This is a genomic window from Terrabacter sp. GCM10028922 (assembly GCF_042666095.1).
Taxonomy (GTDB): Bacteria; Actinomycetota; Actinomycetes; order Actinomycetales; family Dermatophilaceae; genus Terrabacter.
In genome coordinates this window covers 120,292-137,301 of sequence record NZ_JBHTFG010000015.1, presented here as the reverse complement: position 1 = coordinate 137,301, position 17,010 = coordinate 120,292, and the positions used below count along the sequence as shown (strand labels likewise).

General features: G+C 70.2%; 14 protein-coding genes. 2 read left to right on the top strand and 12 right to left on the bottom strand.

Features of this window, described 5'->3' with window-relative positions; all coding sequences use genetic code 11:
• The coding region (locus ACFQU3_RS15450) for an integrase core domain-containing protein (protein WP_385908620.1) at positions 1 to 114 on the top strand (114 nt) is incomplete at its 5' end.
• A 13-nt stretch (positions 115 to 127) separates the two neighbouring features.
• Here ACFQU3_RS15450 and coaE read toward each other — a convergent pair.
• The 9 genes from coaE to rpsA form a co-directional block, all read right to left on the bottom strand.
• Entirely contained in the window at positions 128 to 1,330 is a 1,203-nt protein-coding gene (gene coaE / locus ACFQU3_RS15445) for a dephospho-CoA kinase (protein WP_385911291.1), read from the bottom strand.
• Positions 1,331 to 1,363: 33 nt separating this feature from the next.
• Positions 1,364 to 1,825: a PPOX class F420-dependent oxidoreductase gene (locus ACFQU3_RS15440; RefSeq protein ID WP_385911289.1), complete on the bottom strand. Its 462-nt coding sequence runs from the start codon at positions 1,823 to 1,825 to the stop codon at positions 1,364 to 1,366.
• A 2-nt stretch (positions 1,826 to 1,827) separates the two neighbouring features.
• A complete protein-coding gene (locus ACFQU3_RS15435) occupies positions 1,828 to 2,544 on the bottom strand; it encodes a TetR/AcrR family transcriptional regulator (protein WP_385911287.1) in 717 nt (238 codons plus the stop codon).
• A gap of 237 nt (positions 2,545 to 2,781) precedes the next feature.
• The gene (locus ACFQU3_RS15430) at positions 2,782 to 3,663 is read right to left on the bottom strand and encodes a glycerophosphodiester phosphodiesterase family protein (protein ID WP_385911286.1); all 882 of its coding nucleotides are present in this window, start codon (positions 3,661 to 3,663) and stop codon (positions 2,782 to 2,784) included.
• 1 nt (position 3,664) lies between these two features.
• Positions 3,665 to 4,765 (bottom strand): ABC transporter ATP-binding protein, encoded by a 1,101-nt coding sequence (locus ACFQU3_RS15425; RefSeq protein WP_385911284.1) that lies wholly within the window; start codon positions 4,763 to 4,765, stop codon positions 3,665 to 3,667.
• Positions 4,766 to 4,872: 107 nt separating this feature from the next.
• Complete coding sequence (locus tag ACFQU3_RS15420; protein ID WP_385911282.1) at positions 4,873 to 6,174, bottom strand: ABC transporter substrate-binding protein; 1,302 nt, start codon at positions 6,172 to 6,174, stop codon at positions 4,873 to 4,875.
• A 58-nt stretch (positions 6,175 to 6,232) separates the two neighbouring features.
• Positions 6,233 to 7,162 (bottom strand): carbohydrate ABC transporter permease, encoded by a 930-nt coding sequence (locus ACFQU3_RS15415; RefSeq protein WP_385911280.1) that lies wholly within the window; start codon positions 7,160 to 7,162, stop codon positions 6,233 to 6,235.
• Positions 7,159 to 8,109: a carbohydrate ABC transporter permease gene (locus tag ACFQU3_RS15410; protein ID WP_385911303.1), complete on the bottom strand. Its 951-nt coding sequence runs from the start codon at positions 8,107 to 8,109 to the stop codon at positions 7,159 to 7,161. Before ACFQU3_RS15410 ends, ACFQU3_RS15415 begins: the two co-directional genes overlap by 4 nt.
• A gap of 160 nt (positions 8,110 to 8,269) precedes the next feature.
• Positions 8,270 to 9,772 carry a 30S ribosomal protein S1 gene (gene rpsA / locus ACFQU3_RS15405; protein ID WP_385911278.1) on the bottom strand — a complete coding sequence of 501 codons (1,503 nt, stop codon included), beginning with the start codon at positions 9,770 to 9,772 and terminating at the stop codon, positions 8,270 to 8,272.
• Between the two features lie 174 nt (positions 9,773 to 9,946).
• Between rpsA and ACFQU3_RS15400 the strand changes: the two genes are divergently transcribed.
• A complete protein-coding gene (locus tag ACFQU3_RS15400) occupies positions 9,947 to 10,756 on the top strand; it encodes a class I SAM-dependent methyltransferase (protein ID WP_385911276.1) in 810 nt (269 codons plus the stop codon).
• A gap of 78 nt (positions 10,757 to 10,834) precedes the next feature.
• Here ACFQU3_RS15400 and ACFQU3_RS15395 read toward each other — a convergent pair whose 3' ends face one another.
• The 3 genes from ACFQU3_RS15395 to polA form a co-directional block, all read right to left on the bottom strand.
• Positions 10,835 to 13,588 (bottom strand): hypothetical protein, encoded by a 2,754-nt coding sequence (locus ACFQU3_RS15395; protein WP_385911274.1) that lies wholly within the window; start codon positions 13,586 to 13,588, stop codon positions 10,835 to 10,837.
• Positions 13,585 to 14,184 carry a hypothetical protein gene (locus ACFQU3_RS15390; protein ID WP_385911272.1) on the bottom strand — a complete coding sequence of 200 codons (600 nt, stop codon included), beginning with the start codon at positions 14,182 to 14,184 and terminating at the stop codon, positions 13,585 to 13,587. The genes ACFQU3_RS15395 and ACFQU3_RS15390 overlap by 4 nt, the downstream gene beginning before the upstream one ends.
• A gap of 135 nt (positions 14,185 to 14,319) precedes the next feature.
• Positions 14,320 to 16,995, bottom strand: a complete 2,676-nt coding sequence (polA, locus tag ACFQU3_RS15385) for a DNA polymerase I (RefSeq protein WP_385911270.1) — start codon at positions 16,993 to 16,995, stop codon at positions 14,320 to 14,322.
• Positions 16,996 to 17,010: the final 15 nt, after the last annotated feature.

Here is a 17,010-nt window from a genome sequence, read left to right as displayed (position 1 = left end):
AGCAATACCGAACGCGTCACCGCCCTTGCACCATGGCTCGAGCACTACAACACTGAACGCCGCCACAGCGCCCTGCGAGGTCACCCGCCCATCAGCCGACTGCAACCAACCTGATGGCCGGGTACACCTAGAGCGGCCGCCACCCGGTCCGCTGCGCCCAGTCCGTCGCCCGCTGCCAGGCGCCCTCGAACCACGGCTCCTTGGCCTCGACGTAGGCGGCGGTGCGGTCGTCGATCGCGAGCAGGCGTGCCTTCTCGGCGGCGTACGCGTCTCGCTCGGACGGCTCGTGGCTGAGCCAGTCGCGGAACAGCAGAGCGAACCGCCACCCGGCGGAGCCGTGCTCACGGAGGTGGACGTGCACGATCTCGCCGGGGTCGCAGCCGCCCCAGAAGCGCTTGCACCAGTCCCCTTGGTCGGCGCCGTCGGGATGAGGCGTGTCGGTGGTGTAGCGCTCGACGAGGACGTAGCCGGCGTCGCGCAGCGCTGCACGCACGTCGTCGCGGTCGGCGTCGGCCTGGTGACGGACCCCGACCTGGACGTCGATGACGTCCTTGGCCGACAGCCCGGGCACGGCGGTCGAGCCCACGTGCGACACCTCGGTCGCGACCCCCGAGCGGGCGAGCGCGGCGCCGATGCGCGCCACGACACGAGCGCCGCGGGCGTCCCAGTCGGCACGAGGGGCGACGACGGCAGCGCGGTCCGGCCGGCGGCTGCGTCGACCGGCCACGAGGTTGTCCTCCCAGGGTGCGAGCCGCGACGTCCACAGCTCGTCGACGGCCGCGACGAGCGCCTCCGGGAGGCCGGTGTTGCCGAGGACGACGTCGGCGACTGCTCGTCGCTGGTCGTCGGTCGCCTGCGCGGCGATGCGGTGCCGCGCGTCCTGCTCGTCCAGACCACGTTGCTCGACGAGCCGCAGCACCCGGGTCTCGATGTCGGCCTCCACCACGACGACGAGGTGCTCGTGGACCCACAGCCCGCGCTCGACGAGAAGGGGCATGTCGAAGACGGAGACCACGCCATCCGGCACCTGCGCGCGCCGGGCCGCCACCCGCTCGCCGATGGCGGGGCCGGTGATGGAGTCGAGCGCCGCGAGAGCCTCCGGGTCGGGGAAGACGAGCGCTGCCAGGGCCCCCCGGTCGAGCGCCCCGTCGGCGCCCACGACGTCGTGCCCGAAGTGCTCGCGGATGCGGTCGAGCGTGGGCTCCCCCGGCTCGACGACCTCTCGGGCGACCGCGTCGGCATCGATGACGTGCGCGCCCAGCTCGGCCAGGCGGCGCGAGACCGTCGACTTGCCCGACCCGATGCCTCCGGTGACTCCGACGCGCAGCACGTGGTCAGCCTAGGGGCGGGTCGTGGTGCGCGCTCAGGCGAGGCGGGCCGGGAAGCCGCCTCGCGCGACCGGACCCCACCGGGTCGGCGCGATGCGCAGCAGCGACTTGCCCTGGTCGTGCATCGCCTGGCGGTACTCGTCCCAGTCCGGGTGCTCCCCCGAGATGGAGCGGTAGTAGTCGACGAGCGCCTCGACCGAGTCGGGCAGGTCGATGACCTCGCAGTCGCCGTCGAGCTGCACCCAGTCGCCGCCGAAGTCGTCCGACAGGACGAGCACGCTGACCTGCGGGCGCCGGCGGGCGTTGGCCGTCTTGGCACGCTCGGGGTACGTCGAGATGACGATGCGGCCCTGCTCGTCGACGCCGCCGGTCACGGGCGAGGTCTGCGGTCGGCCGTCCGACCGCTGGGTGACGAGGACCATGGAGTGCCGCGGTCGCACGAAGTCGAGGAGCGCCTCGCGGTCGACGGCGGTGTTGGTCGCGATCTGACGGTGCATGATCAGTCCTCCTGGGCTGCGGCGGCCGCGGCGCGTCCGGCCGGACCGGCGAGCTCCACGCCCTCGGGCCGTCCGGCGCTGGCTCGGTCGAAGACGGCGACGAGCGCCTCCGCGAGCCAGGCGGCATACATCGTGTGGGTCCACCCGCTGCGGCGCACGAAGCGGTCGTAGATCTCGGGCGCGGTCACGGTCCAGACGATGTCGATGAAGCGCTCCCGGTCGAGCTGCGCGGGCAGGCCGTGCGCTCGCCCGAGCGCGTTGAGTGCGTTGGTGTTGCCGACGCGGCGCTCGCGGTCGATCGTCGCGACGAACTCCTGGAGCCCCGCGTCCCCACCCGCACCCTGCGCGAGGAGCACCCCGAGCAGCGGACCGACCCGCTCGTAGATCGTCGCGCACAGCGCCGAGTACGCACGGACGAAGCCCTCGCGGTCGGGTGCCTGGGACATGGCGCGGAACTCCGGGCGGTCCTGCATCGCCACCGGCTCGTCGTCGCCGACGAGCAGAACGTCGTACACGGCCTTGACGACGGCAGCCTTGCCGCCGATCGCGTTGTAGACGGTCTGCGCACTGACGCCGGCCGACGTGGCGAGCTGGCTCACCGACATCGCGTGGTACCCGTCGCGGAGCAGCATCTCGCGTGCCGCGTCGATGATCCGGCGTCGTGTCGCCAGGGCTGCCTCTGCCCGCGAGCTGTTGTCGTACGCCCGGTCTGTTGACATCCGTGCCCTTCGAAAAGCATCATGAGTTCGCTGGAACGGCGTTCTAGCGAATGGGTGGGGTCCAGGGGTCCCCACCCTGCTGCTGCCCTTGGGCGTCTGCAGCGCCGACACCGGCGACTGTCGACCGCACGAGTGTGCCACGAGCGCCCCGGCTCCCGCCCCCAGGGGCACCTGAGGGGGAGCGAGGGGCCGGACCACGGGGATCCGGTCCCTCGCTGTCCGGACCCCGGCGACCGCTCATGCCTGGGCGGGCGCCAGCACCGTCAGGGCGCGGTCGGGGTAGTCCGACACGATGCCGTCGACCCCCACCGCGGCGAGCTGGACGATCCGCGTCGGGTCGTTCACGGTCCACGGGAGCACGCCCAGCCCCAGCGCGTGCGCCCGGTCGACGAACGCCGCGTCGACGAGCACGTGCTCGGGCGAGATGACGTGTGCCCCGACGGCGGCGGCCCCGTCGCACACGTCGTCGTGAGACTCCCCCACCGTGACGCTGCCCGTCCACGAGCTGCCCGGCACCCAGGTCACCGACGCCTCGACGAGGGCCGAGCGCAGCACGTCGGGGGCGAGCTGCGCGGACAGTTCGAGCACCGACCAGTCGAACGAGTGCACGAAGCACTGCATCTCCACGCCGAACTCGTGGACGTCGGACAGGACGCCCTCGACGAGCTCCAGGCGCCGGTCGGCGTCGCGCCGGTCCCGGGGGTCGACCTTGACCTCGATGGTCCACCACACGTCCGGCGCGCGTGCCAACCCGTGCCGCAGCACCTCCGAGAGGGTCGAGATCCGGGCCCCCGGCGACGTGCGCTGGCCGGGAAACCCCGGAAGTGCCCGGCTGCCGATGTCGACGGTGCGCAGCTGCGCCAGCGTCAGGTCCGCGACGCGCGCGCCGACGAGGTCGGGGCCCGTGGGAAGGCACTTGAGCGGCAGCAGCACAGGATCGTGCCACACGACGCGGTGGCCGTCGGCCGTCATCCGCACGTCGAGCTCAACCCCCGTCACCCCCGCGCTGTAGGCCGCCGCGAAGCTCGCGAGGGTGTTCTCGACGACGAGCCCCTTCGCCCCGCGGTGGCCCTCGACGTCGAAGCGGCCCGCTGCCCACGGGCCGGGGCGGGAGCTCATGTCAGGCCTCGATCCGATCGCCGGTCGAGGCGTCGAAGACGTGCACCTCGCCCCGGTTCGGCTCGACATGCACGACGTCGCCGACGGTAAGGTGGGTGCGCTTGTCGAGCCGGACCGTGACCCGTCCCGCTTCCTCGCCCGCCCCCGCCGGCCGGCCGTAGACGAACGACTCGGACCCGAGCGACTCGACGAGCTCGACGTTGAGCGCGACCGCGGACCCGTTCGCCTCGCTCGTGGGCGACGCCACCACGTGCCACGACTCCGGTCGCAGGCCGATGACGGCCTTGGCCCCCGCCTTGCCGGCGACGGCCCGGTCGAGGGGCAAGGGAACGCCGAGCACGTGCGCCACCCCCTCGCGCACGTCGGACTCGACGAGAGTGATCGCCGGCGAGCCGATGAAGGACGCGACGAAGGTGTTGACCGGGCTGTCGTAGAGGCGCTCCGGGGTGTCGACCTGCTGCAGCCTGCCATCGCGGAGCACGGCGACCCGGTGGCCCATCGTCATGGCCTCGACCTGGTCGTGCGTCACGTAGACCGTCGTGATGCCGAGGCGACGCTGCAGGCCCGCGATCTGTGAGCGCGTCGAGACACGGAGCTTGGCGTCGAGGTTGCTGAGCGGCTCGTCCATGCAGAAGACCTTGGGGTTGCGCACGATCGCGCGTCCCATCGCCACGCGCTGGCGCTGGCCACCCGACATCTGGCCGGGCTTGCGGTCGAGCAGCGGCTCGAGCTCCAGGATCTTGGCGGCCTCGGCGACGCGCTGTCTCGTCTCCACCCTGCTCACCTTCGCATTGTCGAGCGCGAAGGCCATGTTCTGGGCCGCGGTCATGTTGGGGTAGAGCGCGTAGCTCTGGAAGACCATGGCGATGTCGCGGTCGCGGGGGCGCACGCCCTTCTGGTCGTGTCCGTCGACGAGGATCCGGCCGCCGTCGACGGGCTCGAGGCCCGCGAGCATCCGCAGCGTCGTCGACTTGCCGCAGCCCGAGGGGCCGACGAGGACGAGGAACTCGCCGTCGGCGATGTCGAGGGTGATGCCGTCGACCGCCGGGGCATCGTCCTTGGAGAACCGACGAGTCGCCTCGTCGAAGTACACGGTTGCCATCGATGGCCTCTCCGGTCGTTCTGGTCAGGGGCCGAATGCCGTCCGGCGGAGGCGAGCGGGCGCCCGCCGGACGGCATACGGCAGGGTGGTGCTGGTCGAACGGCGCCTCAGGCGCCGAGCTTGCTCTTGATCTGCGAGTCGAACACCTGCTGGCTCTCGGCGTCGAGTGCCTTGAAGACCGTCGCCACGTCCTGGCCCTGGACGATCTGGTCGAGGGCCTTGCCGATGCGGGCGCCGCCCCCGGGGAGCAGCACGCGGACGTTGTCCTGCGAGCGGGTCTTCGGAAGCTGGTCGATAGCGGTCTTGGCGTTGGGGTTCTTCTCCAGGAACGCCTTCTCCTCCGGCAGCTCGACGGCCGACTTGCGCACGGGCATGTAGCCGGTGGCCTGCGTGAAGGTCACGGTGTTCTGCGCGTTCGTCAGGAACTCGATGAACTTCAGCGCGTTCTTCTTGCGGTCCTCGGAGATGCTCGCCGGGATGCCGACGCCTGCGCCGCCCGTCGGGCAGTTGCCATCGCCCGGGAGGAACGCCGTGCCCACGTCGAACTTCGCGTCCTTCGTCACGCCACCGAGCGAGCCCGTCGACATCATGCTGCAACCGACGATCCCGGCGGTGAAGTCGGGAGCGGGGTCCTTGGAGAGCTTGAGGAAACCCTTCTTCGCGAGGTCCTGCAGGTAGGTCCCGGCCTTGACGGTGCTGGGGTCGGAGAACGTCGGCGTCCACTCCTTGGAGTACGCACCGCCGTAGCCCCAGACGATGTTCTGGAAGACCCAGTCGAGGTAGTTGGAGCCGTCGGGCAGCTCCATGACGATCGAGTCCGAGCCCGCGGCCGCCTTGATCTTCGGCGCCCATGTGAGGAACTCGTCCCAGTCCTTCGGGCCGCGGTCCTCGAGCCCGGCCGCCTTCCACAGGTCCTTGTTGTAGTAGAAGAGCGGAGTCGAGCGCGAGAACGGCAGCGCGTAGTGCTTCTCGTCGAGGTTGTAGTCGTTGTAGAGCGCGTCGACGTAGTCGCTCGTGTCGATCTTCGCGGCCGAGAGCAGCTCGTCGAGCGCCGTCAGCTGCTTGTTGAGGGCGAAGTTGAACCACGTCACGTCGGAGACCACGACGACGTCGGGCAGCTGCCCGCCGGCGAGGGAGGCGTTGAACTTCTGTGCGACCTCCTCGTAGTTCTTCCCGGCGTCGACGAGCTTGACCTTGAGCCCGGAGTTGGCCGCCTCGAACGCCTTGATGATCTGCTGCTCGACGGGCTTGCTGTTGCCGGGGTGGTTGCTCCAGAACTCGATGGTGTTGCTGGCGCCGCCCCCGCCGCCCGACGACGGGGCGGTACCGGTGCCGGCGCAGGCGGAGAGACCAGCGATGCCGGCCGCACCGGCGAGACCGAGGAAGCCTCGACGTGAGAACTCGTTCATGGATGGTGCCTTTCCCTGTGGTGGTGGTTGCGGTGAGTCGGTGGGTGCTGAGCGTGCGTCAGCTCTTCACGGCGCCGGCCGTCAGGCCCTTGATCATCTGGCGCTGGAGGAAGAGGAAGAGCACGAGGATCGGAAGCATGGCGAGGACCGTGCCGGCCATGACCGGCCCCCAGTTCGTGACGCCGTCGTTGTTCTGCAGGAAGGTCAGGCCGACCGGAAGCGGGGCGGTCGTCTCGTCGTCGGACATGAGGAACGGCCAGAGGTACTCGTTCCACTCGTTGACGACGGTGATGAGCGAGAACGCCACGAGCGTCGGCCACGACATCGGCAGGACCACGCGCCACAGCAGCTTCATCGGGCCCGCGCCGTCGAGCCGGGCGGCCTCGATGATCTCGCCGGGCAGGCCCAGGAACTGGTTGCGCATCAGGAACGTGCCGAACGCGACGCCGGCCAGCGGGATGATGATGCCTTGGAACGTGTTGCGCCAGCCGAGCTGCGCGACGAGAGCGTAGTTGCTGATCACGGTGATCTGGTTGGGCACCATGAGTGCTGCGATGACGACGAGGAAGAGGACGCCGCGCCCGGGGAAGCGCAGCAGCGACAGGGCGTACGCACTGAGCACGCCGAGGACGATCTTCGCGACCGACGTCGCCGAGGTGATGATGACCGAGTTGCGCACGTAGTCGAAGAACGGGATCCGGGTCGTCAGCTCACGGTAGTTCTCGCCGGTCGCCGGCTCGGGCCACCACTGCGCAGGGCGCACGTAGATGTCACCGCGCTCCTTGAACGAGGTGATGAGGATCCAGAACAGGGGGACGGCGACGAGCAGGACGACGACGACCATGCCGGCGTAGCCGAGGAGGGTCCAGACGGGGCCGCGGTGGTGGGCCCCGGCCTCCGCCCCGTGCGCGTCGCGGCTCCGGCGGCGCGTCCGCGGCGTGGCGGTCGTCTCGTCGTCGAGCGTGCCGACGATCGTGGGTGTGCTCATGACTTCTGCCCCCGGTCCATGAACCGCACCTGGACCACCGTGACCGCCAGGAGGATGACGAACATGATGGTCGCGACCGTCGCGCCGTAGCCGGCGCGCTGGTTGACGAAGGTCTCCTGGTACACCTGGTAGACGAGGGTGGCCGTGCCGTTGCCGGCCGGACCGCCGCGGGTCATGACGTTGATGATGTCGAAGACCTGCACCGAGCTGAGCAGCACCGTGATCGACAGGAAGAACGTCGTCGGTCGCAGCTGCGGCATGAGCACCCGCCGGAACCGGGCCCAGGCGGACGCGCCGTCTATCTCGGCCGCCTCGTCGAGGTCGGCCCGGCGGCCCTGCAGGGCCGCGAGGTAGATGACGAACGTGTAGCCGAGGTTCTTCCAGATGTAGGTGACCGTCACCATGAACAGCGCCCACCCGGACTGCTGGTAGAAGTCCGGCGACGTCACGCCGATGCGGGTGAGCAGGTCACGGACGAGGCCGAACTGCGGGTCGAAGACGAACTGGAAGGCGATGCCGATCGCGGCGCCGGAGATGACGAACGGCGCGAAGACGACCGAGCGCACGAGGTTGCGGCCCTTGAGCCTCTGGTCGAGCAGCAACGCGAGACCGAGACCGAGCGCCATCGAGATGCCGACGGTGGCCACGGTGAAGACCACCGTGTTGCGCACGACGACCCGTGTGTCGTCGCGGCCGAACCACTCGACGTAGTTGGCGAGCCCGACCGGGTTGGCGATGGGCGAGCTGATGTTCCAGTCGGTGAACGACAGTCTGATGTTGTCGAGCAGCGGCCGGTACGTGAAGACGATGAGCAGGATGAGGTTCGGCAGGAGCAGCAGGGCCGCGAGAGTCCACTCCCACGCGCGTCCGCTCGACCGTCTCGGTGGGGGACCGACCTGCGGTGGGGGTCCGCCGGATCCGGGCGCGGTACTGCGGGAATGGGTCACCGATGACTGCACCCGGCCAACCTAGCCGCGCAGATGCCCGGTTTGCGGCTTTCGTGCGTCGGACTCACGACGCGTGTCTGAACTCGCGGGGAACGCGAAGGAGCCCCGGACCCAAGGGGTCCGGGGCTCCTTCAGAGCGGTCAGCCCTGAGCGGCGGGGTTCAGTTGCCGGTCAGCTTCTCGCGAAGCGCGGCGAGCGCCTCGTCCGAAGCGAGCGTGCCCTCGGCCGGAGCCGGCGCGCTGCGCTGGCTACGGTCGGCCTCGCCCGCGTCGGCGACGTCACCCGTCGCGGACGAGTACGACGTCGCGGAACCGGCGTTGGCCGCAGCCTCGGCGTCGGCCTTCGTCGCGGCGTCGACCTGGGCCTTGTGGGCTTCCCAGCGGGCGTGGGCCTCGGCGTACTGCCGCTCCCACTTCTCGCGCTGGGACTCGAAGCCCTCGAGCCACTCGTTCGTCTCCGGGTCGAAGCCCTCGGGGTACTTGTAGTTGCCCTGCTCGTCGTACTCGGCGGCCATGCCGTAGAGGGTCGGGTCGAACTCCGACACCGGGACGGTCTGGTCGTTGGCCTGCTTGAGCGACAGCGAGATGCGACGACGCTCGAGGTCGATGTCGATGACCTTGACGAAGATCTCGTCGCCGACGTTGACGACCTGCTCCGGCAGCTCCACGTGGCGCTCGGCCAGCTCGGAGATGTGGACGAGGCCCTCGATGCCGTCCTCGACGCGCACGAACGCACCGAAGGGGACGAGCTTGGTGACCTTGCCCGGGACGACCTGGCCGATGGCGTGCGTGCGGGCGAAGTGCTGCCACGGGTCCTCCTGCGTCGCCTTCAGCGACAGGGAGACACGCTCGCGGTCCATGTCGACGTCGAGCACCTCGACCGTGACCTCGGTGCCGACCTCGACGACCTCGGACGGGTGGTCGATGTGCTTCCACGACAGCTCGGAGACGTGCACGAGACCGTCGACGCCGCCGAGGTCCACGAACGCACCGAAGTTGACGATGGAGGACACGACGCCCGAACGGACCTGGCCCTTCTGGAGCTCCTTGAGGAACGTCGTGCGCACCTCGGACTGAGTCTGCTCGAGCCAGGCACGGCGCGACAGGACCACGTTGTTGCGGTTCTTGTCGAGCTCGATGATCTTGGCCTCGATCTCCTTGCCGACGTACGGCTGCAGGTCGCGGACGCGACGCATCTCGACGAGCGAGGCGGGAAGGAAGCCACGCAGGCCGATGTCGAGGATGAGACCACCCTTGACGACCTCGATGACGGTGCCGGTGACGACGCCGTCCTCCTCCTTGACCTTCTCGATCGTGCCCCAGGCGCGCTCGTACTGCGCACGCTTCTTGGACAGGATCAGACGGCCTTCCTTGTCCTCCTTCTGGAGGACGAGGGCCTCGACCTCGTCACCGACCTTGACGATCTCGCCCGGGTCGACGTCGTGCTTGATGGACAGCTCGCGCGAGGGGATGACGCCCTCGGTCTTGTAGCCGATGTCGAGCAGGACCTCGTCCCGGTCGACCTTGACGATGCGACCCTCGACGATGTCGCCGTCGTTGAAGTCCTTGATGGTGGCGTCGATCGCCGCAAGGATGTCTTCCTGAGAGCCGATGTCGTTGATGGCAATCTCAGGCGCGGTCTTCTCGACCGTGTTGGCAGTCATGTAGTAGGAACTCCGATTGTGGACAATTAGATTGGGGACCTCGCGGCGACGCGCCTGACGGCCCGGAGCCCCGGTGTCCTCGTGGACAGGTGCAGCAGTGACACTGCGCACACGGATGTGCCCGGCAATCCTATCCGCGCCGCCAGTACCGGGTCAAAAGAGCTGGAGTATGCCGTGAGCACGCCGTCCGAGGCCACGCGCCGCCCCGCTCCCCCGGCCGAGACGGCCACGGCGAACCGGACCTGGTGGGATGCCGAGGCCACCGACTACTACCTCGAGCACGGCACGTTCCTCGGCGACACGGACTTCGTCTGGGGACCCGAGCGCCTCCGCGAGGAGGACGCCGGCCTGCTCGGCGACCCGCGGGGGCAGGTCGTCCTCGAGATCGGTGCCGGCTCGGGCCAGTGCTCGCGCTGGCTAGCCGCGCACGGCGCCACCGTCGTCGCGACCGACCTGTCCGCCGGGATGGTGGCAACGGGTGTCGCCGTCAACGCCGCCGTCGAGGCCCCGGCGCGCGTGCCGTTCGCCCAGTGTGACGGACGCGCCCTGCCCTTCGCCGAGGGCGTCTTCGACTCGGTCTTCACGGCATACGGTGTCGTGCCCTTCGTCGCCGACTCCGACGTCGTCATGGCGGAGGCGGCGCGGGTGCTGCGACCGGGCGGCCGGTTCGTCTTCTCCACCACGCACCCGGTGCGCTGGGCCTTCGCCGACGACCCGGGGCCGGGCGGCCTGACGGCTCGGCACTCCTACTTCGACCGCACGCCCTACGTCGAGCAGGACGAGCGGGGTCAGGCGGTCTACGTGGAGCACCACCGCACCCTGGGCGACCGGGTGCGCGAGATCGCGGCGGCGGGGCTCGTCCTCGTCGACGTCGTGGAGCCCGAGTGGCCCGAGGGTCACGACGCCCCGTGGGGCGGCTGGTCTCCCCTGCGCGGGCGCATCATCCCGGGCACGGCGGTGTTCGTCTGCCGAAAGCCCGGCTGACGCAAGGCCCGGTGCCACGCATGGCGAGGGGCCACGAACCGATGGGCGGTTCGTGGCCCCTCGCAGGTCGCGTCGGGCCTAGAGGAAGCGTCGCCGCAGCAGGACGCCCCCACCAGCGAGGCCGAACACCGCCGCCGCGCCTGCGGCACGGCCGAGGTTCGCCGAGCCGGCGCCGTCGACGCCCGCGAGCTCGAACGAGTAGGCGGTGGCGCCCACGGCGTCCTCGGGTGCGCCGTAGGCCATGCCTTCGGACTTGGCCCGGTTGGCGCCGACCTCGATGAGCGCGTACTTCCGGCCGTAGTCGGCAGCCGTGGCCTTGCCCGCATCGACGAGCTTCTTCGTGCCCTCGTCGGAGAGGCGCTGCGCACCGTCACGGAGCTGCGGAGCACCGGCTGCCGCGTCGGTCAGACCGGCCGCGATGCGGCTCGTCCCGGCCGCTGCGTCGGCGAGACCGTCGGAGAGCCGGCCCGCGCCGTCCGCGAGCTCGCCCGCGCCGTCGTCGAGCTTGCCCGCGCCGTCGGCGAGCTGCCCGAGACCGTCGTCGAGCTCACCCGCACCGCCGGCCAGACGCTCGGACCCGTCAGCCAGCCGGGCGGCCCCACCGGAGAGCTCCTGGGCACCTTCGGCGATCTGCGACGTACCTCCATGGACCCGGTCCGCACCAGCCGTGAGCTGGTCGATCGCGTCGAGCAGGTCGAGCCCACCGAGACCGAGCAGGTCGACGCCGTACTGCAGGTCGTTGAGGCCACCCCGGAGAGTCTTGTCCTTCGCCGTGTCGGTCGGGCCCCCGATACCGCCCTGGACCTTGGTGACGACGCCGTCGACCAGTGCCGTGACGCCTGCGTCGAGGAGGCCGATGCCCTCGAGGAGGCCAGGCACCTTGGGGTCGCAGACCGACAGCGTCGTGTTGCTGAGTCCGCACTCGACCTTCGCGAGGCCGAATGCCGCGTCCCCGAGCTTGCCCTTGAGCTGTGCGAGGCCGCCGGACACCTGGCCGAGACCGCCCGACACCTGGCCGAGACCCGTGGACACCTGACCGAGGCCGCCAGACACCTGACCGAGACCCGTGGACACCTGACCCAGCCCGTCGGAGGCCGCCCCCGTCTTCGCCCTGAGCTCGGTCAGCCCTGCCTGCACCTGCGTCAGGATCCCCTTGCACACGACGCCGCAGTCGGAGGACTTGGCCAGGGCCACGCCACCGTCCAGCTGGTCGATCCCGCCACCGGCGGCGAGCGCGTCCTGTAGACCGGAACGGACCTGGTCGACACCACCCCTGGACTGGTCGACACCAGTCTTCGACTGGTCGACACCGCCCTTGGACTGGTCGACGCCACCCTTCGACTGGTCGACACCGCCCTTGAGCTGGTCGAGGCTCCCGCCGTCCTTCGTGGCTGCGGCCAGGCCGGCCCGGATCTGGTCGACGCCGTCGATGAGAGTGCCGGACTCGCCCTTGTCGCCGAGACCTGCACGGAGCTTCGCGATGCCGGCAGAGAGCGGCTTCGCCTGGTCCGGCAGACCACCGACGCCGTCGTAGAGCTGCGTCAGGCCGGCATCGACCTGGTCGAGTCCGTCTGCGACCTGAGCGAGGTGGTCGACGAGCGCCGGAGCTCCTTCGCCCAACAGGTGTAGTCCGCCGGCCACCTGGCCGGCTCCGTCGTCGACCTGCGCGGCGCCGCCACTCAGCTTCGTGGCTCCGGCGTCGAGCCGGCCTGCGCCGTCGGCAACCTGGGTTGCACCGTCGGCGACCTTGGACGAGCCGTCCTTCGCCGAACCCGCGCCGGTGCGCAGCCTGGACGTGCCGTCCTTGAGCTGGCCCGCCCCCGTCGCGAGGTCGCGCGAGCCCGGCAGCGCCTGCGAGCCGAGACCCGCGTCGAGCTTCCTGGCACCGTCTCGAAGCTGGATGAGCCCGGCGAGCAGGGTGCTCGCTCCGTCGCGAAGCTTGAGCAGGTTGGCGTCGATCTCGGTCGCGCCGGCCGTCAGCGTGGCACCGGTCGTGGCGCCGCCCTTGTAGCTCGCGGCGCCGCCCTTGAAGGACGGGCTGTCGAGCGGGCTCACCGGCAGGGCCGACACGGCTGCCTTGGGCAGGGTGCCGTCGACGATGTCGGCTGCGTAGCCGAAGGTCGCGGTCGGCGTACCGATCGGACCGAAGAGCGTCATCGTGAAGGTCAGCTTCGTGCCGCCGCGGCCGTCTCCGGCCAGGTTGGCCTCCTGCGAGGAGACATTCGTGAACGTCGAGGGCAGCGTCGTCGAGAGCGAGCCGACCATGGGGATGACGACGTCCTCGGTGGCCGTGGTGGTCGCGCCGGTGCCGTCGTCGAAGCTGACGACCTGCGGTGTGCCGGTCATGTTCTTGACGGTGTAACGCACCTCGAGCCGGCCGCTCCGACCGAGGAGGTCACCCGGAGCCACAGTCTTGCCGTCGAGGGCGTACGTCGCCGCCACCTCGAGCGGCAGCTTCTTCGTGTATTCGCTCACGGTGCGCAGGCGCTGCTCGCCGTCGACGTCGAAGCGGCCGACCATGATGCCATCCTTGACCTCGAAGCCGCTGAAGCCGTCGAGGTTGCGCAGGCCCCGCGCCTCGACGGGGTTCTCGAGCTCCACCGTGCCCCGGCCCTGCATGGCCACCTGCTCGTAGACCCGGGCGACGTCGACCTTGCCGGTCGGGTCGAGGTAGGCCTGCACGGTCTCGGTGTTCGAGACCCTGACCGATCCCTTGTCCGAGCCGTTCGCCGATCCGTTGCCCGCCGCGGCGGCGGGCGAGGCAGCGAGGAGAAGAAGGGTGGGCGTCGTCGCCAGACCGGCGACGACCGCGGCGAGGTTCCGTCTGTTCACTGGGCTGCTCCCGCCACGAGGTCGTCGAGAGTGGCGTTGGGCTCGGCAGTGGGCTCGGTGTCTGCCGCGTCCCGTCGGTGTACTGCCGACCGCACTGTCTGGTGTGACGGGCTGGGCTGTGGGGCAAGAAGATTCGTTGCCAGATAGCCGAGTCCGACCGCGAGCAGGACAGTGGTGGCGGCAGCCGGGGACTCGGTGAGGAACTGCGAGGGTGCGTTGCTGTAGACCGACTCGTAGGCGCCCACGATCGACGCGGCGCCGACGAGGCCGCTCCACAGCGGAAGGCGGTCCCCACTCACGGCCGCGACAGCGGTGATGAGGATGACGACGACGAAGGCGGCCACGGCGCGACCGGCCGAGGAGTCGGGCAGGACGGCGGCCCGAAGGGCGAAGCCGAGCCAGGCGAGGAGGAACCCGGCGACGAAGCCGGCCACCTTGCCCCACGCGTGGCGGTGCGGGACGAGCCCGAGAACACCGCCGAGAGCAGCCCCGAGGAGGGCGACGTGCTCGAGGTCGAGACCGAGCAGGTTGCTCATCCCGATGATGACCGCCGCGAAGACGGCGAGACACAGACCTGTGACCAGGTTTCTGACCATGTCCACCTCACAGTAAAAGCACCCGTCTCCGGTGACGGGTGCAAGTTACCGGTCAGTATGCTGACGGCCGACCATGTGCGCGCGGTGAAGTGACGCAACCGACATCGCCGTTGCGCGATCGTGACCCGACGGGCGTCAGTGCGCGGCGTCGTGCCAGGAGCGCCCGACGCCGACGTTGACGTCGAGGGGCACGTCCATCTCCGCGGCGTTGCCCATCTGCTCGCGCACCAGCTTCTCGACGTCGTCGCGCTCCCCCGCCGCGATCTCGAGGACGAGCTCGTCATGCACCTGGAGCAGGATGCGCGAGCTCGCGCCGGACGAGCTGAGCGCGCGGTCGACACCGATCATCGCGACCTTCATGATGTCGGCCGCCGACCCCTGGATCGGCGCGTTGAGCGCCATCCGCTCGGCCGTCTCGCGGCGTTGACGGTTGTCGGACGTGAGGTCGGGCAGGTAGCGACGCCGACCGAACATGGTCGCCGTCCAGCCCGTCCCGCGTGCCTCGGCGACGACCTCACGGAGGTACTCGCTGACGCCTCCGAAACGCTCGAAGTAGCCCTCCATGAGGCCGCGGGCCTCCTCGGTGCTGATCGTCAGCTGCTTCGACAGGCCGAACGCCGACAGGCCGTACGCCAGGCCGTAGGACATCGCCTTGACCTTGGACCGCATCGCGGCGGTCACGTCCTCCGGGGCGACGCCGAAGACCTTCGAGCCCACGTAGCGGTGCAGGTCCTCACCGGTGCGGAAGGCCTCGATGAGCCCCTCGTCGCCGGAGAGGTGGGCCATCACGCGCATCTCGATCTGCGAGTAGTCGGCCGACATGAGCGACTCGTAGCCCTCGCCGACGACGAACAGCTCACGGATGCGACGTCCTTCCTCCGTGCGGATCGGGACGTTCTGCAGGTTGGGGTCGGTCGAGCTGAGGCGGCCGGTGGCCGCGATCGTCTGGAGGTAGGTCGTGTGGATCCGACCGTCGTCGGCCACCGACTTCTGCAGCCCCTCGACGGTGCTGCGCAGCCTCGCCGAGTCGCGGTGGCGCAGCAGCGCCTCGAGGAACGGGTGGCCGGTCTTGGTGAAGAGATCGGTCAGCGCGTCGGCGTCGGTGGTCCATCCCGTCTTGGTCTTCTTGGTCTTCGGCATGCCGAGCTGGCCGAAGAGGACCTCCTGCAGCTGCTTGGGCGAGCCGAGGTTGATCCGCTCGCCACCGATGGCGTCCCAGGCGTCCTCCTGTGCCTGCGCCACCTTGGCGGCGAAGTCCTGCTCGAGGCCGTCGAGGCCCTCGACGTCGACGGCGATCCCGGTGCGCTCCATCCGCGCCAGCACGTCGACGAGCGGGAGCTCCATGTCGGCCAGCAGGTCGGAACCGCCTGTCGCGGCGACCTGCTCGTCGAGGACGACGGCGAGATCGCGCACGGCCGTGGCACGCACCATCTCCTTCTGTGCTGCCACCTCGTCCGCATCGCCGTCGAAGTCGAGCATCCCCTGCCCGTCGGCGGGCGCCGCGCCGCTCAGCTCCCGCTTGAGGTGACGCAGGACGAGGTCGTCGAGATGGTACGTGCGCTGGTCGGGCTTGACGAGGTAGGCGGCGAGCTGGGTGTCGCTCGTCAGCCCGGAGATCGTGAAGCCGCGCGCGGTCAGCGCCTCGATCGGGCCCTTGGCGTCGTGCATGGCCTTGGGACGGGCCTCGTCCTCGAGCCAGGACGCGATGGACGTCTCGCCCTCAGGTGTCAGAGTGGTGAGGTCCACCCAGGCGGCCGATCCGTCCGGCGAGGCGATCGCGAGGCCGGTGGCGTCGCCCGCGCCCCGTGCCCAGGTGCCGGAGACCGAGAGCGCCGCCCGCTCCCCCGCGGGCAGGTGCTCGGCGACCCACTCGGGCACGGCCTCGGGCTCGAGCACCGTGCCGTCGACGTCGAAGCCGGACTCGGCCTCGGGCTCGCTCGCCTCGACCTCGGCGAAGAGCCGGTCGCGCAGGACGCGGAACTCGAGCCGGTCGAAGACCTCGTGGACCTCCTCGCGGGCCCACTGCGCCCGCTCGAGGTCGGCGACGCCGAGCCCCACCGGGGCGTCCTTGACGAGCTGGTTGAGCCGGCGGTTGCGCAGCACCTGGTCGAGGTGCTCGCGCAGGGCCTCACCCGCCTTGCCCTTGATCTGGTCGACCGCGGCGACGATGCCCTCGAGGTCGCCGAACTGCAGGATCCACTTCGCGGCCGTCTTGGGCCCGACCCCGGGCACGCCGGGCAGGTTGTCGGAGGACTCGCCGACCATGGCGGCGAGGTCGCTGTAGCGCGTCGGCGGCACGCCGTACTTCTCCTCGACCTGGGCCGGACCCATCCGCCACACCTCGGAGACACCTCGGACGGGGTAGAGGATCGTCACGTTGTCGGACACGAGCTGGAAGGTGTCGCGGTCGCCTGAGCAGATGAGCACCTCCACCCCCTGCCCGTCGGCCTCGGTCGCGATGGTCGCGATGATGTCGTCGGCCTCGTAGCCGTCGAGCTCGACGAAACGGATGCGCAGGGCGTCGAGGACCTCCTTGACGAGGGGCAGCTGCCCCTGGAACTCGTCAGGCGTGCGGGCCCGCCCGGCCTTGTACTCGGCGTACTGCTCGGTGCGGAAGGTCTGGCGCGACTTGTCGAACGCGACGACGACGTGCGTCGGCTGCTCGTCGCGGAGCATGTTGATGAGCATCGACGTGAAGCCGTACACCGCGTTGGTGTGCTGCCCGGTCACGGTCGAGAAGTTCTCGGCCGGGAGCGCGAAGAATGCGCGGTAGGCCAGCGAGTGTCCGTCGAGGAGGAGAAGTCGGCTCACACCGGCAACCCTAGT